Annotated in this window: 20 protein-coding genes and 4 tRNA genes; 14 read left to right on the top strand and 10 right to left on the bottom strand. The window is 35.8% G+C overall.

The genetic code is table 11. The features are described 5' to 3' along the window. The first annotated feature begins 181 nt into the window (after window positions 1-181). From ACFINM_RS03205 to mazG, 7 genes are all read left to right on the top strand, one after another. Window positions 182-2,500 carry an NADP-dependent malic enzyme gene (locus tag ACFINM_RS03205; protein ID WP_375611563.1) on the top strand — a complete coding sequence of 773 codons (2,319 nt, stop codon included), beginning with the start codon at window positions 182-184 and terminating at the stop codon, window positions 2,498-2,500. A 189-nt stretch (window positions 2,501-2,689) separates the two neighbouring features. Continuing rightward, complete coding sequence (locus ACFINM_RS03210) at window positions 2,690-2,974, top strand: acyl carrier protein (protein ID WP_005773457.1); 285 nt, start codon at window positions 2,690-2,692, stop codon at window positions 2,972-2,974. Window positions 2,975-2,984: 10 nt separating this feature from the next. After that, on the top strand, window positions 2,985-4,160 hold the full coding sequence (locus ACFINM_RS03215; RefSeq protein WP_375640382.1) for a beta-ketoacyl-ACP synthase: 1,176 nt from the start codon (window positions 2,985-2,987) through the stop codon (window positions 4,158-4,160). Window positions 4,161-4,175: 15 nt separating this feature from the next. After that, window positions 4,176-5,450: a beta-ketoacyl-ACP synthase gene (locus tag ACFINM_RS03220; RefSeq protein ID WP_375611561.1), complete on the top strand. Its 1,275-nt coding sequence runs from the start codon at window positions 4,176-4,178 to the stop codon at window positions 5,448-5,450. A 57-nt stretch (window positions 5,451-5,507) separates the two neighbouring features. Continuing rightward, on the top strand, window positions 5,508-6,536 hold the full coding sequence (locus ACFINM_RS03225; RefSeq protein ID WP_375613072.1) for a zinc-binding dehydrogenase: 1,029 nt from the start codon (window positions 5,508-5,510) through the stop codon (window positions 6,534-6,536). A gap of 6 nt (window positions 6,537-6,542) precedes the next feature. After that, window positions 6,543-7,472, top strand: a complete 930-nt coding sequence (locus ACFINM_RS03230; protein ID WP_273791402.1) for a lipid A biosynthesis lauroyl acyltransferase — start codon at window positions 6,543-6,545, stop codon at window positions 7,470-7,472. 33 nt (window positions 7,473-7,505) lie between these two features. After that, window positions 7,506-8,321, top strand: coding sequence for a nucleoside triphosphate pyrophosphohydrolase (mazG, locus tag ACFINM_RS03235; RefSeq protein WP_375621309.1), 816 nt, complete (start codon window positions 7,506-7,508; stop codon window positions 8,319-8,321). A 70-nt stretch (window positions 8,322-8,391) separates the two neighbouring features. Here the strand turns inward: mazG and ACFINM_RS03240 are convergent, their stop codons facing one another. Continuing rightward, window positions 8,392-8,757, bottom strand: coding sequence for an iron-sulfur cluster assembly accessory protein (locus ACFINM_RS03240; RefSeq protein WP_375618518.1), 366 nt, complete (start codon window positions 8,755-8,757; stop codon window positions 8,392-8,394). A 608-nt stretch (window positions 8,758-9,365) separates the two neighbouring features. On the opposite strand from ACFINM_RS03240, the gene ACFINM_RS03245 reads away from it, so the two are divergent. Continuing rightward, window positions 9,366-9,442: transfer RNA gene (locus tag ACFINM_RS03245), tRNA-Pro, on the top strand. A gap of 252 nt (window positions 9,443-9,694) precedes the next feature. Here ACFINM_RS03245 and ACFINM_RS03250 read toward each other — a convergent pair. Further along, window positions 9,695-10,162, bottom strand: a complete 468-nt coding sequence (locus ACFINM_RS03250; protein WP_375611558.1) for an Hsp20 family protein — start codon at window positions 10,160-10,162, stop codon at window positions 9,695-9,697. A 258-nt stretch (window positions 10,163-10,420) separates the two neighbouring features. On the opposite strand from ACFINM_RS03250, the gene ACFINM_RS03255 reads away from it, so the two are divergent. The 3 genes from ACFINM_RS03255 to ACFINM_RS03265 all read left to right on the top strand — a co-directional run bounded on the left by ACFINM_RS03255 (window position 10,421) and on the right by ACFINM_RS03265 (window position 12,712). Beyond that, window positions 10,421-11,338, top strand: a complete 918-nt coding sequence (locus tag ACFINM_RS03255; RefSeq protein WP_375621311.1) for a serine aminopeptidase domain-containing protein — start codon at window positions 10,421-10,423, stop codon at window positions 11,336-11,338. Window positions 11,339-12,177: 839 nt separating this feature from the next. Further along, a complete protein-coding gene (cpdR, locus tag ACFINM_RS03260) occupies window positions 12,178-12,540 on the top strand; it encodes a cell cycle two-component system response regulator CpdR (RefSeq protein WP_005773448.1) in 363 nt (120 codons plus the stop codon). Between the two features lie 97 nt (window positions 12,541-12,637). Further along, window positions 12,638-12,712, top strand: a tRNA-Val gene (locus ACFINM_RS03265). 1,873 nt (window positions 12,713-14,585) lie between these two features. Here ACFINM_RS03265 and ACFINM_RS03270 read toward each other — a convergent pair. From ACFINM_RS03270 to ACFINM_RS03290, 5 genes are all read right to left on the bottom strand, one after another. Beyond that, window positions 14,586-14,662, bottom strand: a tRNA-Arg gene (locus tag ACFINM_RS03270). A gap of 39 nt (window positions 14,663-14,701) precedes the next feature. Then, window positions 14,702-15,007: an ETC complex I subunit gene (locus ACFINM_RS03275; RefSeq protein ID WP_375611556.1), complete on the bottom strand. Its 306-nt coding sequence runs from the start codon at window positions 15,005-15,007 to the stop codon at window positions 14,702-14,704. An 89-nt stretch (window positions 15,008-15,096) separates the two neighbouring features. Further along, a tRNA-Pro gene (locus ACFINM_RS03280) sits at window positions 15,097-15,173 on the bottom strand. Between the two features lie 711 nt (window positions 15,174-15,884). Continuing rightward, entirely contained in the window at window positions 15,885-16,574 is a 690-nt protein-coding gene (gene hdaA, locus ACFINM_RS03285; RefSeq protein WP_375640386.1) for a DnaA regulatory inactivator HdaA, read from the bottom strand. Beyond that, window positions 16,571-17,782: an AI-2E family transporter gene (locus ACFINM_RS03290; RefSeq protein WP_375621313.1), complete on the bottom strand. Its 1,212-nt coding sequence runs from the start codon at window positions 17,780-17,782 to the stop codon at window positions 16,571-16,573. Before ACFINM_RS03290 ends, hdaA begins: the two co-directional genes overlap by 4 nt. A gap of 158 nt (window positions 17,783-17,940) precedes the next feature. Between ACFINM_RS03290 and purM the strand changes: the two genes are divergently transcribed. Both purM and purN read left to right on the top strand, forming a co-directional pair. Beyond that, a complete protein-coding gene (gene purM / locus ACFINM_RS03295) occupies window positions 17,941-19,032 on the top strand; it encodes a phosphoribosylformylglycinamidine cyclo-ligase (protein WP_375640395.1) in 1,092 nt (363 codons plus the stop codon). Then, a complete protein-coding gene (purN, locus tag ACFINM_RS03300) occupies window positions 19,029-19,640 on the top strand; it encodes a phosphoribosylglycinamide formyltransferase (protein ID WP_375640400.1) in 612 nt (203 codons plus the stop codon). Before purM ends, purN begins: the two co-directional genes overlap by 4 nt. Before the next feature lie 282 nt (window positions 19,641-19,922). Here purN and ACFINM_RS03305 read toward each other — a convergent pair whose 3' ends face one another. After that, window positions 19,923-22,457: a response regulator gene (locus ACFINM_RS03305; protein WP_375640405.1), complete on the bottom strand. Its 2,535-nt coding sequence runs from the start codon at window positions 22,455-22,457 to the stop codon at window positions 19,923-19,925. A 217-nt stretch (window positions 22,458-22,674) separates the two neighbouring features. Between ACFINM_RS03305 and ACFINM_RS03310 the strand changes: the two genes are divergently transcribed. Continuing rightward, window positions 22,675-23,151, top strand: coding sequence for a hypothetical protein (locus tag ACFINM_RS03310; protein WP_375621317.1), 477 nt, complete (start codon window positions 22,675-22,677; stop codon window positions 23,149-23,151). A gap of 52 nt (window positions 23,152-23,203) precedes the next feature. On the opposite strand, the gene dksA is transcribed toward ACFINM_RS03310, so the two are convergent. Both dksA and ACFINM_RS03320 read right to left on the bottom strand, forming a co-directional pair. Beyond that, entirely contained in the window at window positions 23,204-23,620 is a 417-nt protein-coding gene (gene dksA / locus ACFINM_RS03315; RefSeq protein WP_015856486.1) for an RNA polymerase-binding protein DksA, read from the bottom strand. A gap of 308 nt (window positions 23,621-23,928) precedes the next feature. Then, window positions 23,929-24,468: a flavin reductase gene (locus ACFINM_RS03320; RefSeq protein WP_375611549.1), complete on the bottom strand. Its 540-nt coding sequence runs from the start codon at window positions 24,466-24,468 to the stop codon at window positions 23,929-23,931. Window positions 24,469-24,605: the final 137 nt, after the last annotated feature.

Consider the following 24,605-nt stretch of genomic DNA (forward strand, 5'->3'; position numbering starts at 1 on the left):
ATCAATGAAATTATTCATGCACACAAACAAAAAGAATCATCAAACTGGTTTTACGATCCAGAAGAGTTTTCTCATACTCATGCATTTTGATATTCAGAGAAATGAGGATCTATTAGTGGACAAAACCTTATCGTAGATGGAACATCTCATATACACATACGCTAACTTGGATATCATAAAAATGTCTAGAGAACGAAATAGTGATTTCAGTTCACCAAAAGCTGAACTTGACAGTGCCGCACTTTTTTATCACCAGTACCCTAAACCTGGAAAATTGGAAATACAAGCAACAAAACCTCTTGATAACCAACGTGATTTAGCTCTTGCTTATTCTCCAGGTGTTGCTGCACCATGTCTTGCAATTCATGAAGATCCTAATCTTGCTGCTCAATATACCTCCCGTTCTAATTTAGTCGCTGTTATATCCAATGGAACTGCTGTTCTTGGTTTAGGAAATATTGGCCCTCTTGCTTCAAAGCCAGTTATGGAAGGTAAAGCCGTTTTATTCAAAAAATTTGCGAATATTGATGTCTTTGATATTGAAATTGATGCATCCGATATAGAACAAATGGTACAAACGGTATCGACTTTAGAACCTACATTTGGTGGTATTAATCTTGAAGACATTAAGGCTCCTGAATGTTTTGACATCGAAGAAAAGCTTCGTGCTAAAATGAAAATTCCAGTTTTTCATGATGACCAACATGGAACTGCCATTATTGTTTCTGCGGCTGTATTAAATGCCTTAAATCTTTCAGGAAAAAAAATTGAAAATGCAAAAATAGTTACCTCAGGTGCAGGTGCTGCTGCCCTCGCTTGCCTTAATCTTTTGGTTCGTCTTGGGGCAAAAGTTGAAAATATTTGGCTTAGTGACTTAGAGGGAGTTGTTTATGAAGGTCGCAAGACCCTTATGGATCGTTGGAAAATCAATTACGCACAAAAAACGGACGCACGAACTTTATCTGATATTATTGATGATGCGGATATTTTTCTAGGCCTATCTGCAGGTGGTGTTTTAAAGCCTGAATATCTTAAAAGAATGGCTCAAAATCCACTCATTTTAGCACTGGCTAATCCAGTACCAGAAATTATGCCTGAAGAAGCACGCTCTATACGACCAGATGCAATGATCTGCACAGGACGCTCTGATTATCCCAATCAAGTTAATAATGTCCTTTGTTTTCCCTATATCTTCCGTGGTGCATTAGACGTAGGTGCTAGTGCAATTAATGAAGAAATGAAAATGGCCGCTGTTCATGCGATTGCTGCCCTTGCACGTGAAGAAACTTCAGATGTTGTAGCACGTGCATACTCAAAAGAACCACCCAATTTTGGACCAGACTATCTAATCCCCTCTCCTTTTGATCCGCGTTTAATACTGCGTATTGCCCCCGCTGTTGCTAAAGCAGCAATGACAACTGGTGTCGCCATTCGTCCCATTGAAGATATGGAGGCCTACTACGATATCCTCAATCGATTTGTCTTTCTTTCTGGTTTAACAATGAAACCTGTTTTTGCTGCAGCAAAAACAGCAAAACGTAAACGCGTCATCTATGCCAATGGTGAAGATGAACGCGTCCTTCGTGCGGCACAAGTTGTCATTGAAGAACAAACAGCAACGCCCCTCCTTATCGGCCGTCCACATGTCGTAGAAGCAAGATTAAAACGCTTTGGTTTAAGAATTCGTCCTGGTATAGATTTTGAATTAACAAACCCTGAAGATGATCCACGTTTTCGTGATTATGTTAATTTATTTTTTCATTATACAGGGAGGCGTGGTGTTACGCCTGAAATGGCAAAAACAGTAGTGAGAACATCAACAACGGCTATTGCTGCCCTTGCCGTTATGCGTGAAGAAGCAGATGCAATGATTTGCGGCTTAGAAGGACGCTTTGAACGTCAACTTGAATTGATTGAACAAATTATCGGTCTTGATCCTCATGTTCACCGTTTTTCTGCTATGAGTTTGCTTATCTCTCAACAACGTACTCTTTTCCTCACAGATACTTACGTCAATGAAAATCCTTCTGCAGAAGAAATCGCTGAAATGACTGTGTTGGCAGCTCAAGAAGTTGAAGCATTTGGAATAACACCAAAAGCAGCCTTATTATCACACTCAAACTTTGGTTCTAAAAACACAGAAAGTGCGCGTAAAATGCGACGTGCAACAGAAATTCTTGCCAAATTACACCCTGATTTAGAAGCAGATGGTGAAATGCATGCTGATGCTGCCCTTTCCAAAGTTTTTCGTGATCGTGTTTTTCCTAATTCTCGTCTTAAAAGTGAAGCTAATTTGCTTGTCTTTCCAACACTTGATTCAGCCAATATCACGCTCAACACTGTTAAAAGCCTCACAAATGCACTCCATGTTGGTCCTATTCTAATCGGGGCAGCACGTCCCGCCCATATCTTAACGCCTTCAGTAACTTCTCGGGGAGTTGTTAATATAACAGCCCTTGCTGTCCTTGCTGCCAATAGAAAAAATAGTCTTGTAAAATAAATGCGCAATAAAATTTCAAAGTTTTTTAAATATTGAGATATAGTATTTCATGTACTGTAAACCTCTTTTCTCTATAGATAAAGACAGCTATATTCTGGATTAAGTCTTTTTTTTAAAGAGAAAAAAGGCTAGAAGAACAATATTAAATGTATTTTGAATTTACTAACTCTATAATAAGGAATCCGTACATTGCCTTCCACGTTTGATAAAGTTGCTGATATCATTGCAGAAATCAGTGAAATTGATCGCAATACAATTACACCTGAGAGTCATACAATTGACGATTTAGGAATCGACAGTCTTGATTTTCTTGATATTGTTTTCGCTATTGATAAAGCTTTTGGAATAAAAGTCCCTCTAGAACAATGGACACAAGAAGTCAACGAAGGTACCGTTGCAACAGAAGAATACTTTGTTCTTAAAAACCTTTGTGCAAAAATTGATGATCTCGTTGCCTTAAAACAGGCGGAGTAGTTTTTTCGCCATGCATGATCAATCTGTATTCATCACTGGTATAGGTCTCATAAGCTCTCTGGGGGAAGGAACTGATCAACATTGGAATCTCTTAAATGATCCAATCCGTACACCAAACCTAGATTATACAACTTTTTCACCTTACACGGTTCATAAATTGCCCGAAATTGATTGGAGTTTACAAATTCCTAAAAAAAGTGATCAACGGCAAATGGGAACATGGCAGCGTCTTGGTACCTATGCGGCTGGTCTTGCTCTTGATGATGCCGGCATGAAAAATAATGAACAACTCACTTCAACAATGGATATGATCGTAGCGGCAAGTGGGGGAGAACGTGATATTACTGTTGATACACAGATTCTTTCTAAAGCGCGCGCTGTTGCCGATCATGCTTCTATGTTAAATGTTGCTCTTTCAACTGAACTTCGTCCAACATTATTTTTGGCACAACTTTCAAACCTTTTGGCAGGAAACATTTCAATTGTTCATAAAGTCACTGGATCATCTCGTACATTTATGGGAGAAGAAGGCAGTGGTCTTTCTGCACTTCAAATTGCTGTAGCTCGTATTAAATCAGGTCAAAGCACCCATGCTCTTGTAGGAAGTTCCTATAATGCACAAAGTTATGATATGTTGTTGGCGCATGAGCTTGGTGGTCTTTTAACCCATAATGGATGGAGCCCAGTGTGGGATCGTGGAATCTATCCAGGCGGCGGTGTCATAGCAGGTTCTGGTGGGATCTTCCTAGTTATTGAAAGTGGAGAACATGCCAAAAAACGCAATGCACGTGCTTATGCTGAAATTAGCCAAATTATTACAGACCAAACAGATAGAACCAAAATTCCACTTAGAGATTCAATTGCAACAATATTAAAAACTGCGGGCGCTAAATCTGCCTTAGCCATTTCAGCAGCCTCAGGAGCTCACGAAGCAACAAAAGCAGAACAAAATGCTCTTGATAATGCTGATCTATCTTACCGTGGCATTACAACATTATTTGGTTATATGCGGGAAGCACAATTTCCTCTAGCTCTAGCTCTTGCAGCACTTTCAATTGAAAAAAAACATTGTTTTCCAGCGTTAAGTCCTCATGAAAAACCTTTTTCTAAAGAAGTACGTGAAATATTTGTTACAACTATTGGTATAAAAAGAGCTGAAGGTATTGTGCGTCTTACAGCTGTTTGAAGGGGAATTTCTATAGTGAAATATCATGATCATTTTGGGCGTCCACTTGTAGCAATAACTGGTGCAGGCATTGTCACATCACTGGGACAAGGGAAACATGAAAATTGGCAAAAATTAACAAGTGGTGTAAGTGGTATCCACAAAATAACACGTTTTCCCGTTGAGGGATTAAATACATATATTGCTGGAACAATTGATTTTCTTAAAGAAAGTACACTTGGTGCTTCAGCTCTCTCTGAGAAGCTTGCATATCTTTCTGCTGAAGAAGCTTTAGAACAAGCTGCTATTGATAAAAAAAAATTTAATGGACCACTCTTTCTAGCTGCTCCTCCTGTTGAACTTGAATGGAAAGCACGTTTTAGTCTTGATCAAGAGGAGGAATTCAATAATGAGCCTTCTTATGCACATCTTCTTAAAGTCTGTAAGGATAAACTCCATGAGACGCTTTTTGAAGCCACACAATTTGGTGCAATTGCAGAAAAACTTCAAAAAACATTTGGCACAAAAGGACTTCCTGTTACACTTTCCACTGCCTGTGCATCTGGTGCAACAGCAATTCAATTAGGTGTTGAGTCTATTAGACGGGGAGAAACAAATCGAGCTCTCATAATTGCGACAGATGGATCAGTTTCAGCAGAATCTCTCATCCGTTTTTCGTTACTATCTGCTCTTTCAACTCAGAATGAGCCTCCAGAAAAAGCAGCAAAACCCTTTAGCCGTGATCGAGATGGTTTTGTTATGGCAGAAGGCTCAGGCGCTCTTGTTCTTGAATCTCTTCAAAGCGCATTAAACCGTAATGCTACAGTTTTAGGAATTTTAGCTGGCTGTGGAGAAACCGCCGATGACTTTCACCGTACACGTTCAAAACCCGATGCATCACCAGCAATTGAATCCGTTCGCAAAGCTTTAAACGATGCAAAAATAACCATCAATGAAATTGACTATATTAATGCCCACGGAACTTCAACACCTGAAAATGAGAAAATGGAATATCTTGCATTATCAACAGTATTCGGTGATCTTTTAGAGCATATTCCTGTCTCTTCTAATAAATCAATGATTGGGCATACATTAACTGCTGCTGGTGCAATAGAAGCGGTTTTTTCGCTTTTAACCATTCAATCGGGAATACTCCCACCAACAATAAATTATGATAATCCTGACCCTACTATCCCCTTAGATGTTGTTCCTCATCATAGCCGTAAGTCCTGTGTCAATGCGGTTTTGTCAAACTCATTTGGATTTGGTGGTCAAAATATGAGTCTTGTTATCACTGCATATAAAGGATAATCCTGTAATAATAAAATTTTATAACGCTAACCAATAATATATTTAAGGGGGATGATAATGCGTGCACTGCAACTCTTCGATGATCGTCGGCTTGAAATCACCAATATTTCCCCGCCATCTTCACCTAGTATAGGTGAAGTAACTGTGCGGATAAAAGCCGTTGCTCTTAATCATATTGATGTATGGGGATGGCGTGGCATGGCTTTTGCGAAAAGAAAAATGCCACTCATCATTGGTGCAGAAGCCTCTGGTGAGGTTATACAAATAGGAGATGGCGTTGAACATCTCCAACTTGGACAGATTGTCTCAATTTATGGTGCACAAACCTGCGGAGTATGCCAAGCTTGTCATGAAGGACGGGATAATCTTTGCAGTAATGTAAAGGGAGTCTATGGTTTTCACCTTGATGGATTTGCGTGTGAGCTTGTCAATTTGCCAGCACGTTTATTAGTTCCATCACCTCCCCAATGTGATGAATTGCAAGCAGCAGTTGCTCCAATTACTTTTGGTACCGTAGAACATATGCTTTTCGATAACGCAAAACTACAAGCAGGAGAAACAATCCTAGTACAGGCTGGTGGCTCAGGTATTGGTTCTGCAGCCATTCAACTTGCAAAACACATGGGCTGTACAGTTATCACAACTGTAGGTTCAGATGAAAAAATTGCAAAAGCACACTCTCTTGGGGCAGATCATGTGATTAATTATCGTAAAGATCGTTTTGAAGGTGTAGTGCGTAAATTAACCCAAAAAAAAGGTGTTGACGTTGTTTTTGAGCATGTTGGTGTCGATACATGGAACGGTTCTCTGTTATGTATGAAAAAAGGAGCACGCTTAGTGACTTGCGGTTCTACCTCTGGTGTTTCAGCACCAATAAATCTCATGCAATTATTCCAGCAACAGCTTAAGATATTCGGTTCATTTGGCTGCCGTATGGAAAATATGAAAAATGCCATGCAAAAAATGGCACAAAAAGCCGTACACCCTGTCATTGATACAATTGTTGGGCTGGATGAAATTGATACAGCTTTAAAACGAATGGAGAGTCGTGATGTTTTTGGTAAAATTATCCTTAAAATCGATTAAATCATGATGAAGCTTTCTCTTAAAAATCTCATATATCGTATTAAAATTATAGCTAAAAAAATATCCTACTTGTTATGGGCATATCTACTCTTTGGTTCTTTATTTATTCTAAAATGTTTTCCAGCCAAAATGGGAATTTCTTTTTTTGCTTGGTTAGCAAAAAAAATTGGTCCCCTTGTACATCGTCATCAAATCACACTTGCAAACCTTAGGAGTGCATATCCAGAAAAAACAGAGCAAGAACTCCGTGCGATTGCAATAGAAATGTGGGAAAATATAGGACGTTTCCTAGCTGAATATATTTTTCTTGATAAAATTTTTGATTTTGATCCTCATGCAGACGAGCCAGGTTTCATTGAGGTTAAAGGCATTGAAATATTTGAGCGATTAAAAAATGAAAAAAAACCACATATTTTTTTCACCGCACATACTGGCAATTTTGAACTTCTGCCTATTTGTGCACAAAGTTTTGATCTTAATGTTACGGTATTATTTAGACCACCCAATAATCCCTATGTTGCCAAACGAATCCTTAAAGCACGACAAACTTCTATGGGACATCTTGTTCCCTCCAAGGCCGGTGCAGCATGGGCATTAGCAGCCAAATTAGAAGAAGGTGAAAATGTTGGTATGCTCGTTGATCAAAAATTTCGCCGCGGTATCATGGGAACATTTTTTAACAGACCTCTTAAAACAAACCCCTTAATTATAAAACTTGCTCGACAATATGACTGTGATATTTATCCAGCACGTTGTATTCGTTTGCCTAGTGGACGTCATCGTTTAGAGTTATATGAACATGTAGAACTTCCACGTGATGAAAAAAATGATATCGATATAGCTGCTTCTACACAAAAATTAAATGATATTGTTGAATCTTGGGTCCGTGAATATCCTGGACAATGGATGTGGTTACATAGACGTTGGGACATCTAACATAAGCTCTATTGCTTACAAAGGAAGTGCAAAATGTTGGCCTCAAAAGATATCAAAGATCTCACTGCAATTATCACTGCATTACGAAACTCTGATAATGGTTGTATCTGGCATAAAAAACAAACTTTTGAATCCCTCATACCCTATATGCTCGAAGAAGTTTACGAAGTCATTGATGCCATTGAACGAAAAAATCGAAAGGATCTCTGTGAAGAACTTGGGGATCTTCTTTTACAAGTTGCCTATCATGCTACCATAGCACAAGAAGAAGGCAGCTTTACTTTTGAAGATGTTGTTTATGCAATCACGGAAAAAATGATTCGACGCCATCCTCATGTTTTTGGAAATGCCGAGCAAAAAAAACGAGGATTTATAAAAGAGGAGTGGGAATATATAAAAAAAAGAGAACAGGTTGAACAAAAAAGAATGTGCGAAGAAAAAAACAACAATTCCTCCATAAGCATACTCGCAACAGTAAAACAAATCCAGCCAGCAAACCAAGAGGCACTTGCTTTACAAGAAACAGCAGCTAAAGTAGGTTTTGATTGGCAAAAAAGTGATAAAGTTTTTGAAAAAATAGAAGAAGAACTGGAAGAGCTCAAAGAAGCCATCAAAAATAAACAAAACTCAGAGATAGAAGCAGAGTTTGGAGATCTCTACTTTATACTTCTTAATCTCGCGCGCCACTTAGCGATTGATTCACAAAAAGCATTAAAAAAAACGAATATAAAATTTCGAAATCGTTTCGCCTATATTGAAGAAAAGCTATCCACTCAATCTAAAACGCTCACTGACGCATCCTTGAATGAAATGGAAGCACTTTGGAAGCAAGCTAAAAATGAACGATAAAAAATAGTAGATTTCTTCTACCTAAAAGAACAAGCCCCTCTAAAATTACTAAATTATAATTTAGCTCAGCTCAATTTGTTTTATATTGATCCTGCGTAGCAGGACGAAGTTCCACCGATTCGCCACACCCGCATGCTGATACTTGATTAGGATTTTTAAAGACAAAACCAGACCGAAGCGTTGTCACTTCATAATCCATCTGCGTCCCTAATAAAAATAATACCGCATCATGTGCTACAAAAACACGGGCACCATTCACTTCAACAACATCCGCATCTATCCCCTTTTCTTTGACAAGAGTAATTGTATACTCCATCCCTGCACAACCACCTTTTTTGATACCAACAAGAATACCCTGTGCATCTTTTGCATCCATAATCGCTTTAACACGATCCACTGCTGCTTGCGTCAAATTTATTACCGAAAAACGGCTCATCCTTTACTCTTTTCTTAGTTCAATAGACACTTTGAAAGTTTTTCCTCTACAATATTTTATCTGATATTTTAGAAAAAAAACAACAAAACATGAATTAAAGCATTCTGATCTTGCATATTTCGGTAAAAATACATACCCGTAAAATGAGATTTGTGATTATACAATCCAGAACTTACAATTTTTTATCCATATAAAATGAAAATACCTCGTCTATAAGACTCTAAAAAACGAAAACTTTTCAAAACCATACATTCACTCCTCTTCTTTTGAAAATCTTTATCTTTTTAGAAAAGTAACGATTAGGTAAGAAAAAAATATACCTTCAGCACTCATTTGCTCCAATTCATACCCCTAAATTCACCAATCTTACCCCCTCCTCACAATCTCAAAAGTAATTAAATGCATACATCTATTAACTATAGAGCTAAAAATTTAATGATCACAAAGAATTTTACAAATTCGTTATTTATCTTGAATTAACAACAAAATATTGATGTCCAAAATTTTTACTTTCAAAAGCTCTAAGTGCAAGAGCATTTTAGATTTTATTCTGTTTATTTTTTCTCTTGCCTTTAAAGAAACAGTCATTTAATCGTTTTACACGAACTCGGAGCGTAGCGCAGCTTGGTAGCGCACTTGACTGGGGGTCAAGGGGTCGTGGGTTCAAATCCCGCCGCTCCGACCATTTTTAAAATGCTATAAAATAAGCTTACTTAAAAAGTGAATTATTATGCATTTCAATTGCACACACATGAACTTCTTCTTCAACGTAGAATAATGTGCAATGATATTTTATCAAAAATTCGAGATAAGCTGTTTTATTAAAATGCGCTTCGTTCTTAGGAAAACACATACGAAACGCGAGACCTTTTGCCTCGCGTTTTTTATTCTTCAGAAAAATTTATAATTATCCGATCTCATATTTTCTAAATTTTCTTTACACGATAACGTCGCTGTTATCATTTTTTGTAATGGATGGTGACATCTGTACGGTTATCTTTTTGGGTTTTAATTCAGCTGGCATTTCCCTTTTAAGCTGAATATGAAGAAGCCCATCTCCAAGTTCTGCCCCAATAACCTTAACATGATCAGCCAAATGAAAACGCCGTTCAAAAGCACGCGAAGCAATACCTCGATAAAGGAATTCTCGCTCTTCATCATCATTTTTAGACTTTCTGTCTCCCTTAACGATCAGCTGGTTACAATGCGTTTCAATATCAATTTCATCTTGAGAAAAACCAGCAACAGCCATAGAAATTCTATAAGAATCTTCAGTTAAACGCTCGATATTATAAGGGGGATAAGAAGAAACTTCCTCTGGTTGTGTTCTAGAATCAAACCAGTTAAAAAGATGATCAAAACCTACTGTGGAACGATAAAATGGTGAAAAATCTACTTGACGCATAATATTGCCCTCCTCTAGAGCGACTATAATTTATAACTAATTCACAAAGTTCCCATATGGCAAACTTACTTGCGAACCTGCAGCCCCATCATGGCAACCGCACTATATTATCTAGTAATCGTTTTTCTTTATTTCAACTCTTTGGGACCTAAATTGATAAAAACTATCTAAAAAGCAATATACCCCTTTTTTAATCCTCTTTCTTTATTACATAAATGTCAAAGTACTAAGTGGCAAATACACTGTAAAGGATTTCAATTGGAAACACCTCTTTATCCCATAGACTGGGGTTCCACTTCTCTTAATATCCATCATGATACTCTTAAAATAGCAATAGATCACGAAATTCGTTTTGCTATAACATATCCTGAGGTGGAAAAATCTAAGGGAACAATTGTTATTCTCAAAAGCTACGCAAATACTTTAGAAAAATATTTTTTATTAATAAATGAAATTTCTAAACGCGGTTTTCATACAGCAATATTTGACTGCTTTGATCAAGAAAAAACATCCTTCAAGATAAGAAAACAAAGCCGACATCATTGTTTTGATATAAATAATGATATTAATGACTTATATAAATTTCTTAAAAGTATTGTTTATCCTAATTGTCCGCCGCCTTACTCTATGCTCGCCTATGGCATAGGTGGATTGATAGCACTTAGCGGATTAGATCTCATTAATCATCAGTTTAATAGATTGCTCTGTGTTTCTCCCCTTTTTGCTCCATTCGGCAATAAAACGAATGGTTTTCAACATAAGTTAACACAATTTCTTTCTGATATAGGTCTTGGCTTTATACCAGCGAAAGATAGTAAAAAATTAAACAAGACAAAACAAAAAAATATACAATTGGGACACATACATAAAGTGCCGCTCCCTTCCATTAAGCCCCCAACATCCCAATGGATGGCTTCAGTATTTAATGCGATTGATTCTATGAAGAGAAATGTACTTCATGGAGATTTACGAATCCCAACACTCTTTATTCTTGCCAATCAAAACAATATTGCAAACAACATTGAAGTGCGGCAATTATGCCAACACACACGTCTAACAGAAAGTATTACTATTACAGGCGCTGAACTGGATACAATTATGATTAACGAAGATTATAAAAAACAATTTTGGGCTGCATTTGATGCCTTTATTCCCGATAATGTATCTGTAAAATAACATTAAACCTTAATTTCCGCTCCGCCCCATCAAAAAAGAAAGTTTCTACGAGCATTGGATCTACAAACACTTTTAAATATAATAGATTTTTCTTTCCAACCACTCATATGATTTGTTTTCTAGCCTTTACAGGCAAGCCATAACCTAAATATTCACCACGCATTCTACTAAAAAACTAATATACAAAGTATATCATTACATTAAACAATATTATTTACATCATAAAAAATAACTTAATAAAAAAACTATTTATATAAATAAAAATAATAAATCTATCTTAATATAACATGATACATATTTACAAATAAAGCATCAAAATACTATTTTTTATCTGTTATTAAGTGATAATTTAATATTATTCTAGAAAAAAATAGTTTTCATCTATTTAAGGAAAAAACTGGAAATAAAGCACATTTATAATATTTATTACAAATCTCTATAAAAACAAATAACTATAAAATTTCTATTTCTTAGGAGAACTTTTTAAAAACAATAAATTAACATAATATTCTTCTAATTTCTCGATATATGAAAACCCTACAATAACGGTTTTCATAAGTTTTTTAATGGAATTCTGATAATAATCAGTAACTTTAAAAGAAAAGATAGTAAAGAATCATCTTAGTAGTTTTAGAGACCCCCTTCTTTTTTCAAAATCACATATATTTCGAATTTAACCAACTCACAACGAATATGCTGTATTTTGAATCAGAATGTAAGAATTAACCATTTTGCCATTCATTTCAATTATGAGCATTTTACCATCTTTTTTATAAATACTCTATATTGTATAATTGATGCGGCAAAACTCTGACAAATGGAGCCATTGGAATATAATCATGAAACGAATCCTGCTCGCAGAAGATGATAACGATATGCGTCGCTTTCTCGTAAAAGCCCTAGAACGTGCAGGCTACGAAGTCGCCGACTTCGATAATGGTATTAGCGCATATGAACGTTTACAAGAAGAACCATTTTCCCTTCTCCTGACTGATATTGTGATGCCAGAGATGGATGGAATCGAACTCGCACGACGTGCTACTGAGATTGACCCTGATTTACGAGTAATGTTCATTACAGGTTTTGCAGCGGTAGCACTCAATTCAAATAGTGATGCCCCTCCTGATGCAAAGGTTCTCTCTAAGCCATTTCACTTACGTGAACTCGTCAATGAAGTTGAAAAGATCCTTATCGCTGCTTAAAAAGTATTTTTTAAAGTTATTTGCATCTGTTGAAAGAGAAAATTAAATTAGGCATTGACGTTTGGCATTCTATATGGTGTATGCAACATCAATGAATGGGCGTGTAGCTCAGCGGGAGAGCACTACGTTGACATCGTAGGGGTCACAGGTTCAATCCCTGTCACGCCCACCATTCAACTTTATAGTATAAATAAATTATTGAGTTATCGTATTCTTCCAAGGTACGGGATGCGTAAATAAAGATTCGGAAATAAGATTGTGCAACATGCCTCTACAAAGGGCATACTTTACGGAGTGTTTCTAATATTTTTTACGTTCTGATAGCGCCTCTTGGGGGAAGCCATTTAAAAGTATCACAAACGTAATAACAGCCTCATTTTGCAACAGATTAGAAGTTTGATTTTAAAATTCTTTCCACAAGCATAGGCTTCCGTTCTGAAAAATATTGTTTGTTTCCTGATCTATCCACTGTTTTTCTTAATTCTTTCATGTCTATTGGTATACAACTTGTTGTCCAAACAGTTAGATATAACCACAGTCACTTCGATAGATATAAAACACTTAACCTTAGAGCTGTATTTTGAGTTTACCAATTACAGATTATAATAAAATATTAAAAAGAGTAAAAAACACGATAAAAGCAAATTTTTTCATTCTAAAAATACATTGATTTATAATCATGTTTTATTGTTTGCTATGTTGAATGAGAAATCCGAATATCGTAATGTTTTCTTATTTCAAACCTATTTATATTGAATCAAACAAAACCGTCTCTCTTACACGTCATAAGAGGAATTAGTATTAAGTAAAAATTGTATAAAAAAGCACAAAAACGCCGATAAATGCCTCAAGTACTGAGATCTATTGCAACATCGGAGGCTGACAAATAGGCAAAGTGTATGATAATGTCAGCTTATTTCTTCATAAGTGTAAAGATGATGGAGCTCAATGGATTTATCATTGTACCATTCACGAGCGCCAGCGTGAAGTGAGCTTTAAGAGATATCTCTTAAAACAAAGCCTGTAAAATGGCATTCTCTTCACACTGTATTCCTATTGAAATAATGATCACCTTGAACCGTGTGAGTTTAGATCTTCAGAGCTCATCTGCATAACATTTTAATGTGATTGTTATCCAATATTAAAATACTTCTCACATGATGTACAAGCTATAAAGAAATAAGAAAAAACATTTGAAAATGTAAATATGAAATCTAAAAATTTAACTCTAAGATACAACCTATCTTCATTCATATAAATATACAGTGTATATTCTTAAACCTATAAGACTAAGAAAACCTAAACATTGATGAAACCTACAATCCTACCTGAAAAACAGTGACAATCATGTTAAATCAAATTGTCCGCAAGTGTCTCTCACTGAAAAAAACAATATCTTATCTGGACGGCACATATAACATCTTTTTATACGAAAAAACTATAAAGAAGTAATTTGTTATGAATCACAGCTTCCAATACAAGAAGATATTTTCACCTCTTGTGCCATCTGTAAATTCTCATCATAAACAGATATCGTTTTTATTCTTCAATGTTTCATAAACTGTTCTAAATCGAATCCATCATGCCTTGTATCTAATCAAAATCGATCTTACCAAAGATCATGCAAAAAAACGTAATAATATTATTCATAAAAAATAAAAAAAATCACAATAGATGTTTTTTGGCAATTTCACCAGCATTAGCAGCAATGCTTAAATCTAATCTAAGAAATAAAATATTCATTTTCAGAAAGATGAAAAGAAGCTCTTAAAAAATAATTTTTACAATCTGTTTCCTAAAGCATGTAATGTAGTAGCAACACGCGGCACGAAAATGCAATGCTATAAGTTTCAATAATCAAAAACAATTATTACTGAAAAAAGATAAAACAGCATTATTTTATACTAAAACAGTCAACAGAAAACGTGTAGCAACAAAATAAACCAAAAAACATCAAAAAGGTTCGGGATTATACAGAAAAATAAGCTAATAGAATAAAAGGAAAACTCTCTAACTTTTTATAGCCTATAAATATCATTTAAACATGGTGATCCCGACAGGATTCGAACCTGTGACCCACGGCTTAGAAGGCCGTTGCTCTATCCAGCTGAGCTACGGGACCCAACTGATTATTTTATCAATTCAAAATAGCATCTTCAATTCAATGTGTCCAAGAATGCTGCCGATCACTGCGAAAATTATCAGAATAAGAAATAGCACGTCGAATCGATGTATGTTTCTTTTCTACACGGTAAGAGATAGCATTCTTACGTGCAAAAGCAATCGCTTCTTCCTTCCTATTAAATCGAATCTTTACCTGATTATTCATATCAGACGTTGCCGTGTAGCCCATAAGAGGTTCAAGCATTTTTGCTTTCATTGGCTCATACTCTAGAATCCAAAAACCTGTATTCCCCTTACCTGACTGCATAGCTGTCTTAGCAGGACTATAAATACGTGCGATCATGCCTTTTTCCTTCAGATTACACAACGCTTGGATGATAGTTTCTCACCACACGTACCCAATTGGGTCATTCTCACACACTCAATCAAATATGGTCGGAGCGATAGGATTCGAACCTACGACCCCCTGATCCCAAATCAGGTGCGCTACCAGGCTGCGCTACGCTCCGCCATTTACATTTACTTGATGCACATTTCCTAAAATTTTCACAACAGAAGTGCAAGAGAAAAACACACTTTTTTTAAATTTTGTTGCATTTCTTTACAAAAAAGCACATTTTTTAATTTTTTCCCCTACTCAATAACAAATTTATTGACAAATAGTAGAAAATAACCTCCGTAAAAAATCCAATCTATATTAAAAAAGAATGAATTTCTCTATAAGAACTTCATAATTTTTATCCTGTTTTAAGCAAGCTCTCACTGTATCAAAACGCATTTCACAGATACAGTTTTAGAAAAAAACGACTTAAATATCATAGATAAATTTTCCCAAAGAGAACATAAGCCAAAGAATTCAGCTGTATTAAGCTTTTTTCTCCTCTTTTTCTATCTTCCCAAGGACTCTTTTATTAAAAACTCTAGAATCTGCGACAATTCATATTCATAAACAACAAACATTTTTTCAAAGCACAAAGGTTTCATTATAAATAAAATAAAGCGCTCTTTTTAGAAAAATTTTCAAATGCGAAGATGAAAAGAATTCAACATCATACAATAAAATCTCAAAGTTATTTAAAATAAACACATGACAAAAGTAAAAAACACTATTTTTCTCTCTTATATAGATATCCAAAAAAGAAAAAATTTAAATGACTTGTCTTTTCACATATTGAAACGATAATAAAAGGACAGAATAAGTAAGCCATGATAAGGAGTATTTACGGATTTCTTCTATTTAAAACTTCAGCAATAACAGCACGTGTTATTTTTCTTTTTCTTTGTAATGCCAACTGATCAACAGAATCAATAACACGCTTCAATGAAAATAAAGAACGTTCACAACGGCTTACAAGATAGTAAACCGTATCTGGATGTACAATAAGTTGCCTATCGGAAAAAAGCTTAAAAGCAACAGCTGTTAACAATGCATCATCAGGCTGATTAATTTCAACGAACATCACCGAATTAAGACGACTTTTTAGATCATTTAACGTTAAATTCCAAGCGGAAGGAAGTGTTCGTGCCGTCATCAATAAAGTAGCTTGTCGTGCATCAAGATTTCTTTGCTTAATACTGTTAATTAAATGAAAAAGTTCTGTCTCATTGATTTCACCTGTATCAATATCCTCTATTAAAAATGATCTTCCTAAAGAAGCCATAGTAACAGCCTGACCAAGTTCATTGTACTGAATCCTGAAAGCATCTGCTTTTTGGAGCCATATATTAGAAAAGTGCGTTTTTCCAGATCCTTCTTTACCAACCAAAACTGCAATAGGTAAGCTCCAATTGGGCCAGTGATCAATAAGCTGAAAAGCCATACGATTGCTTTCCGTTACCACTAAATCCTCAAATTGAAAAATCGGATCATAAGGAAAATTTAAAGATAATTGCGTTTCACGCCCATTCATTTTAGCGACTCCGAATTTCCGCTTCGCGAATACATCTGAGAACTCAGATAAGTATGAAGAGCAAAACGAACTAAAACGCCAACAGCCGCTGCCGCAGGAACAGCAACAAGCATACCAGTAAAACCAAAGAGTGAAGAAAAAGCAAAAAGTGAAAACATCAACCATACGGGATGTAATCCCACTGATGAACCCACAAGCTTGGGTTGAAGAATATAACCTTCAATAAATTGACCAATTAAAAAAAGTGCCATCACAACAATGATTCCCCCCCAATTATTGGGATAAAACTGGACCCATGCAATACCAACAGAAAGGACCAAACCACTCATTGTGCCGATATAAGGAACAAAGCTAATAAGACCAATAAACATACCAATCAAAAGACTAAAATTGAGTCCTGCAATCGTTAAACCAATAGCATAATAGCCTCCCAATATGAGACAAACTGTTCCTTGTCCACGAACAAAGCCTGCAATAGCTCTATCCATTTCATGAAAAATACTACGGACGGTTTCAAGATGATCACGCGGTATTAACGAATCGATTGCTGTTACCATACGTGGCCAATCTAATAACATATAAAATGCCACCACAGGTGCCACAACAAATAGGCTAACGATATTAACGATAGATTTTCCTGACTTTAAAAGTGAATTCAAAAGAGACGTAATAAAATCCGAACCTTCGCCCAAAAATCCTTTAATATTATTCCGTAATTCATTTGGATCACTTCCAAAATAGCGCCTTAACCAATCAAAATCATGCTCAACAAAAAAGGTTTGAATACGATTAATATAAACAGGTAAACCATCACTCATAAATTGCTGTATTTGCCAACTAATAACAGGAATCAAAATAACTAAAGCAGCAACAAAGGTAATAACAATAAATAAGGTAATAAGGACAGTCCCAAACACACGACGAATACCAAATTTTTCAAGTAATTGAACAATGGGATTGAGAAAATAAGCCAACACAATCCCTGCCACAAAAGGAAGCAAAATCGATCCAAAAACAAACATAAAAAGAATGAAAAAAATCAGCGTACCAAGCCAAAAAAAGATTTGTCTTTTCATATTATTCGGCAACGGTAATTGAGTATACGCTGGCACATAAGTCTTATAACGATCACGAGATGTATTCTCACTCACTTTCTTTCTCATAAGTTGCCAAGAAGACTGTCCGTGATTATCTGATATCTTGCTCATAAAATATCCTAAAAAAATCTTCACAAAAAATTATAAACAACTTCAAAATAAGCTACAAGAAAAGTTGCTTATTTTCTTATCAATATCTCTTGCAGAGAGAACTCTATCATGGCATTGCATAATATCAAAACCTGATTTTCCATTAAAGGAAGGCTCCAATGAGCAATCAAGATCTTATAAAGAATAAATCCAAAGTCGGCCTTACCTACGCAAAAGCCGGTGTAAACATCGATATGGGTAATGCCATGGTAGAAAAAATAAAACCCTTTATACGCGCTACAAAACGAGCCGGAGCAGATGCAGAAATTGGTGGGTTTGGTGGCCTTTTTGATTTAAAAGCCGCTGGCTTTACAGATCCTATCCTCGTAGCAGCCAATGATGGTGTGGGAACAAAATTAAAAATTGCTATCGAAGTAGGTCACCATAATACTGTAGGTATTGATCTCGTTGCTATGTGTGTCAATGATTTACTTGTACAAGGAGCTGAACCGCTCTTTTTTCTGGATTATTTTGCAACTGGAAAGCTCGACCCTGAACAAGGGGCTGCGATTGTTTCTGGTATTGCAGAAGGATGTAAACAAGCCGGTGCTGCTCTTATTGGAGGAGAAACTGCAGAAATGCCAGGAATGTATGCAGAGGGAGATTATGATCTAGCCGGTTTTGCTGTAGGAGCATGCGAACGTAGCAAGCTACTCCCTTCAAAAGATTTGATAGAAGGTGATGTTATATTAGGTCTAAGCTCCTCTGGAATTCATTCCAATGGCTTTTCGCTTGTTCGACGAATCATCCAGAAAAATTATCTCAAATGGAATGACCCTGCCCCTTTTTCCCCTGAAAACAGCCTTGGTATAGCACTTCTTACACCAACACGCATTTATGTAAAATCGCTTCTTCCTATCATGCGAAAATATGAAGGGATTAAAGCTCTTGCTCATATTACGGGTGGAGGCTTTCCTGAAAATATTCCACGTGTCCTTCCATCTTCTCTCTGCGCTGAAATTAATCTTTCTACCATCAATGTTCCAGCAGTATTTTCATGGATTGCCAAACAAGGTAAAATAGAAGAAAGAGAAATGTTAAGAACATTCAATTGTGGTATTGGCATGATCATTATCGTAGCACAGCATGCAGCTGAAACAATTACACAAGCTCTTGAAAGAAAAGGAGAAACTGTAACTCCCCTTGGTATTTTAACAAAATGCCAAGATCAAAATAAAGGAATACTTTATCAAGGGGTACTGCATTTATGAAAAAACAAATCGTCGTTTTCATTTCTGGTAATGGGTCCAATATGGTCGCCCTTGCTCAAGCTAGTCAACAAAAAGAATATCCTGCTGAAATTGTCGCGGTTATTTGCGATAATCCGCGTGCAAACGGTATTGAAAAGGCGCAAAACCATAACTTACCTATTCATATTGTTGATCGTAAAATTTACAAAACAAAAGAAGAGCATGAAGAAGATATTTTTACGATTTTAGATCAATATAAACCAGATTTTCTCTGCTTTGCAGGGTATATGCGTCTTATCTCACCACGTTTTGTAAAACTTTATGAAGGACGAATTTTAAACATTCATCCTTCTCTTTTGCCTTCATTTAAAGGCTTAAACACACATGAAAAAGCTTTACAAGCAGGTGTAAAAATCACGGGTTGCACTGTTCATCTTGTTACAGAAGACATGGATGCAGGAAAAATCCTTGCCCAAGCAGCCGTTCCAGTCTATCCCCATGATACTGCTGAGTGCTTAGCAGAAAGAGTTCTTAAAGTAGAGCATAAACTCTACCCTGAAGCTTTAAAAGCATTTATTGAAGGAAAGAGCAAAATAGTCGATACGCAACAACAGCTTTTATCTTTTTGAGTGTATCAACAATCTATTAATCAGCATATTTCAATGCTTTACACATAGTTTCTGCTCAGTATCTACAATTGAAAATCTCTATGAAATGTTGACATAATAGAGCCCATCTCTTCATAAATTTTTGCACAAAACATGTGATTTTTTGAATTTTATTTCATTTTCAAAATTCTTCTTCTTTATTTAGTTCTATGACATTATCATAAGCTCTATTTATCAAAATGCTCTCGTCTTTAGCCTAAAAAATCTTAAAATACGCAATTTTTCTATTGCATAAATTTTTTCTCATGATGAAAGTGTTTCTTTAACTGTTACAGCTAACTGTTTGAGTGTAAAAGGTTTAGATAAAAAACCAAAAACAGCATCTTGTGGAAGATTTTTAGCAAAAGCATCTTTTGCATATCCAGAAACGAAAAGAAATTTGATACCAGGATAGTTTTTACGGACTTCCTTCAATAAAGTGGGCCCATCCATTTCTGGCATCACCACATCGGAAACAATAATATCAACATCTCCTTTTTGTTCCTCAAGAATAGAGAGTGCTTCCGCCCCACTTGCTGCCTCTAAAACCGTATATCCTCTCATTTGAAGAGCTCTTACCCCCCCCATTCTGACCGCATCTTCATCTTCAACCAATAAAACAGTCGCAGATCCTGTTAAGTCTATATTTTTATCTTTCTCTTCATCTTTTTCAATCTTTTGAGAAATTTCTCCTTTTATATTGGGGATATAACGGGGAAGAAAAATATGAAATGTTGCTCCTTCACCTTCTTTACTTTCACAATAAATATACGCACCGCTCTGCTTGATAATTCCATAAACCATTGATAAACCAAGTCCTGTTCCTTTTCCAACTTCTTTTGTTGTAAAAAATGGCTCAAACATTTTTTCTTGTATAGCAGCAGATATACCAGCCCCTGTATCTGAAATAGTCAATTGCACATACTCGCCAATTGCTAATCCAAGATGATTAAATTCAGCACTTTGTTGCTTTGTAATATTATTTGTTGCAATCGTAACAATACCTCCATCTAACATGGCATCACGCGCATTAATAACCAAATTCATAATAACACGCTGAAAAGATGCTTGATCAACTTCAACGCTCCACAAATCTCTTCCATGGATAATTTTTAACTGAATATTATTCCCCAAAAGTGGTAAAATAAGATTGCGGATATCTGATAAAAATTCAGTAAAATCGACTTCTTCAGGTCGAAGTGTTTGCTTTCTAGAAAAAGCTAATAATTGCTGGACAAGAGCAGCTGCACGATTAGCATTGTTTTTAATATTGATCAGATCAGCATGAGCAGGATCAGAACTACGATGCGTATTTAAAAGAAGATCACACGACATTAAAATTGCTGTTAAAACATTATTAAAATCATGAGCAATGCCGCCAGCCAATTGTCCTACAGCTTGCATCTTCTGACTTTGCATCATTTTATCTTCAAGAGTTTTTTGTTCGGTTGTTTCAATCACAGAGATAATAAGCAAATCTTGCAATGCATCACCGTGATAGGGCGGTACAGACATAATATGGAGCCGTAAATGGCATTCTTCATTTTTTTCTAAAACAGTTTCTAGAGAAACAAAATAATTTTTATTTGTCGCAATTCTCTGAAAAGAACGCTCTAACTGCACACAATCACGACGAGAAATAACATCATAAAAATTGACAGCTTTGTCCATACATCCCGTGAGTGATGAAAAAGCTTTATTCATATGAACCAATTGCCCTGCATGATCCACCACGGCTATTGCAAAAGGACTCGCATCAAAATATTCTCCTAATATACTGGGTAATTTTAATTGATCATCCTCTTCTTTTTGTATTTGTTGTGGAATGATCACAACACGATAAATGGCTTCCTCTTCTAAGAGAGAAGAAACAGATATAAGACAATGGAATATTTTCTCACAAGTCGTGTGTGAATTTAAACATAACGAAAACCTATAAGGTAAAGAGTAACCTGAACTTTGATATCTGTTGGTTTGTAAACAGATATCACTCCATGAGCTCTTAGCACCAACGCTATCAAATAACGAATCAAAATTATGTTGACCAATTGAGAAATTCGCTAAATCAATTGAAAACCATTCTGCAAAAGTCGCATTGGCATAAAGAATAGTTCCTTGTCTATTAACGGATACAAAACCAATAGAAGCTTGATCCAAGTGATTGATAGCCTCTTGAAGGTTCGAGAAAAAAACTTCTCGCGTTTGTTGTAAGTGCGAAATATCAGTAATACGCCAAAATAAAAGCTTTTTTTTCTGTTTTGTGATAGGTTGAATGGAAATATTATACCAAACAGATTTTTTTAATGTAGAATCGGTAAAAATTGGCTGTTCTACTCTTAATTCCTCTTGCGCTGCAAGATTATTACAGGCTGCAACCTTTAAGCGATACGAGAGTGCACCGGCTCCTGGCAGATCTGCAATAACCCTATAACAAGACACTTCAGGCTTATAGGTCAGAATTTTTCGATAGTTTTGATTAGAATAATAAACAAAACCAGAAAGATCAGAGATTACAATTGCATCATCGCTCCTATTAAAGATGCTAAAATCAAAATCTTCATGCGACCACACATGATATCTTAAAATTCCCATTCCACACAAAACGAGTGTTGCAACACCGATCATTGCTAGAATCAAAAAAGATATTGATATCGCCTGTTGCAAATAGTTTTGTGGATAAAAAAAACCTAAAATACCCACAATGAAAAGAAAACCTAATACAAAAACAACACCAAAAATCACAACTCTCCAGTGAAACGAAGACGCTGATCTTTCATTATTCTGAAAATCTTTATCCATCTCTCTTTGCCTTAGCTTATAGCTATTTCTTATGTCACAAACTTCCTTTATATTCGTTGTTATGTTGTTATAAAGTATATACTATGATATTATCTAAGATAAGCTCGCTTAATATTCAAAAGTTTATTTCTTACATTATAAGTGAATCTTTTGAGGGTATGTTTATAACTTTATCTCAATAAAAAATAATATTTCCATCCAAAATGGGAGAAAATCTATGTATATCTGGTTATCAGAGCAGATAGGTGTATCTGCTGCAAACATAACGATAAGCTTTCTGCTTTTTATAATAACAATCGCAGCTATTACCGTAATTATCGTGTTTTTACGTCGCTTAAGTACAGGAAGATACAGCATTAATAGAAAAAAAAGTCTATCACGATTAGCATTATGTGAAGTAATTTCTATAGATCGAGCACGCCGCCTTGTTTTAGTCCGTTGCGATAATAAAGAACATTTGCTCCTTATTGGCGGATTAACAGATGTAGTTGTAGAATCCGATATTACTGATACATCAAAAATACAAAAAAGAAAAATACACACACATCTAAATTCCGCCCCTCCAGAAAGAAACGATGTATCGGATAAAAGTCCCTCTCCTTTTACGAATCAAGCGGTAAAAGATTCAGCCATCACCGCCGAAATTGAGGGGCGGCAAGAACCATCTTTATTCATTCCTACCCATCAAAAATAAAAATATACAATTTTATCACCACGAATTTCGTTTGTTTATCATCTCAATAACCTTAATCATCGCGATAAACTCTTTCACGTCGTTCGTGACGTTCTTGCGCTTCCAATGACAAAACGGCTATCGGCCGAGCCTCAAGACGCTTGATACTAATGGGTTCGCCGGTTTCTTCACAAAAACCGTATGTCCCATTATCAATGCGCTCTAAAGCAGCATCTATTTTTGAAATAAGTTTCCTCTGACGATCACGAGCACGTAATTCGATTGTACGATCAGTTTCACAAGAAGCCCGATCAGTCAAATCGGGCTGACCAACATTCTCTTCCTGCAAATTTTCCAAAGTCTCACGAGCTTCTTTTAATATATCATTCTTCCAAGAAACCAATTTAGCACGAAAATATGCCTTTTGCCGCTCATTCATAAAAGGCTCATCTTCACTAGGGCGATATTGACCATCAATCTCTTCGCTCATGCAATAAAAAACCTCCACATATGCTATGTGCGGTCTATATATTGTGCAATACCCATCAACACAAGAGTAAAATGTTTTTTCATAACAATCGACGAATATATCTAAATGCACTGTTTAGGTTTGATCGCTTTTTTATGTAGATTGAATTCTTGATCAAATCTCATCCAGAATCATTTTTCTCGCTTATTGAAAAACTTTAAAAAGAAGGAAATCAGATATCAGAGCCATCCCTCCCCTACTCCCTACATTGTTAAAAATCTAAATGAAGCAACAATAAATCATTTCATCAATGCAAAAAAATAAAATCTTTATAAAGGCAAAGTGTGATATTCACGTTTCAAATACATCAAAGCATCTTTTTCTTTATTACAGTTGATTGCAACAACCTCACCAATCAAAACACAATGGGTTGCGTGTTCGTGCCAACAAATCAAACGACAATCAAACGACGCTAGAGCGTCTGAAAGACTAGGCGCCCCCGTTTGCAAAGCTCCCCATTGAGCAACATCAAAACGCTCATTTTGTGTAGAATTGCAACGCCTCGAAAAAACATCCGCTAATGAGCGATGTTTTCCTGCCAAGCTATTAACACAAAAATTTCCATTCTCCATAAACACCTGATTCTTTAAATTATGACGCATGAGACAAACAAGAAGGGTTGGAGGATCATCAGATAAAGAACAACACGCCGAAACAGTCACCCCACGTCTTCCCTTAATACCATTTGTTGTCACAATATGCACAGCTCCTGCAAAAAGACTCATGGCATCTCGATATTCTTGGGAAGAAACCGCAATAGTATGTTTATGTTGAAGTTCAGGCATCAAATATGTTTTATGATTCGACATATCTTTCACTTATAAAGCTTTAAAATTTCAAGCAATCTTTCCATAAAAAGACCTATAATACATATTTTTTCTTTTCCGTCATAACACAAAAAATATTTGTGTATACACAGTGATATGATAAAAACTGCCAATCTAAG

The organism is Bartonella sp. AA168HLJHH, assembly GCF_042197365.1.
In the GTDB taxonomy this organism is placed as follows: domain Bacteria; phylum Pseudomonadota; class Alphaproteobacteria; order Rhizobiales; family Rhizobiaceae; genus Bartonella.

Excerpts from the sequence above, each read along its gene's own strand:
- ACFINM_RS03205 (WP_375611563.1), top strand. The coding sequence starts at position 182 with ATGTCTAGAGAACGAAATAGTGATTTCAGTTCACCAAAAGCTGAACTT.
- ACFINM_RS03215 (WP_375640382.1), top strand. The coding sequence starts at position 2,985 with ATGCATGATCAATCTGTATTCATCACTGGTATAGGTCTCATAAGCTCT.
- ACFINM_RS03225 (WP_375613072.1), top strand. The coding sequence starts at position 5,508 with ATGCGTGCACTGCAACTCTTCGATGATCGTCGGCTTGAAATCACCAAT.
- ACFINM_RS03230 (WP_273791402.1), top strand. The coding sequence starts at position 6,543 with ATGAAGCTTTCTCTTAAAAATCTCATATATCGTATTAAAATTATAGCT.
- mazG (WP_375621309.1), top strand. The coding sequence starts at position 7,506 with ATGTTGGCCTCAAAAGATATCAAAGATCTCACTGCAATTATCACTGCA.
- ACFINM_RS03240 (WP_375618518.1), bottom strand. The coding sequence starts at position 8,757 with ATGAGCCGTTTTTCGGTAATAAATTTGACGCAAGCAGCAGTGGATCGT.
- ACFINM_RS03250 (WP_375611558.1), bottom strand. The coding sequence starts at position 10,162 with ATGCGTCAAGTAGATTTTTCACCATTTTATCGTTCCACAGTAGGTTTT.
- cpdR (WP_005773448.1), top strand. The coding sequence starts at position 12,178 with ATGAAACGAATCCTGCTCGCAGAAGATGATAACGATATGCGTCGCTTT.
- ACFINM_RS03275 (WP_375611556.1), bottom strand. The coding sequence starts at position 15,007 with ATGATCGCACGTATTTATAGTCCTGCTAAGACAGCTATGCAGTCAGGT.
- hdaA (WP_375640386.1), bottom strand. The coding sequence starts at position 16,574 with ATGAATGGGCGTGAAACGCAATTATCTTTAAATTTTCCTTATGATCCG.
- ACFINM_RS03290 (WP_375621313.1), bottom strand. The coding sequence starts at position 17,782 with ATGAGCAAGATATCAGATAATCACGGACAGTCTTCTTGGCAACTTATG.
- purM (WP_375640395.1), top strand. The coding sequence starts at position 17,941 with ATGAGCAATCAAGATCTTATAAAGAATAAATCCAAAGTCGGCCTTACC.
- purN (WP_375640400.1), top strand. The coding sequence starts at position 19,029 with ATGAAAAAACAAATCGTCGTTTTCATTTCTGGTAATGGGTCCAATATG.
- ACFINM_RS03305 (WP_375640405.1), bottom strand. The coding sequence starts at position 22,457 with ATGGATAAAGATTTTCAGAATAATGAAAGATCAGCGTCTTCGTTTCAC.
- ACFINM_RS03310 (WP_375621317.1), top strand. The coding sequence starts at position 22,675 with ATGTATATCTGGTTATCAGAGCAGATAGGTGTATCTGCTGCAAACATA.
- dksA (WP_015856486.1), bottom strand. The coding sequence starts at position 23,620 with ATGAGCGAAGAGATTGATGGTCAATATCGCCCTAGTGAAGATGAGCCT.
- ACFINM_RS03320 (WP_375611549.1), bottom strand. The coding sequence starts at position 24,468 with ATGTCGAATCATAAAACATATTTGATGCCTGAACTTCAACATAAACAT.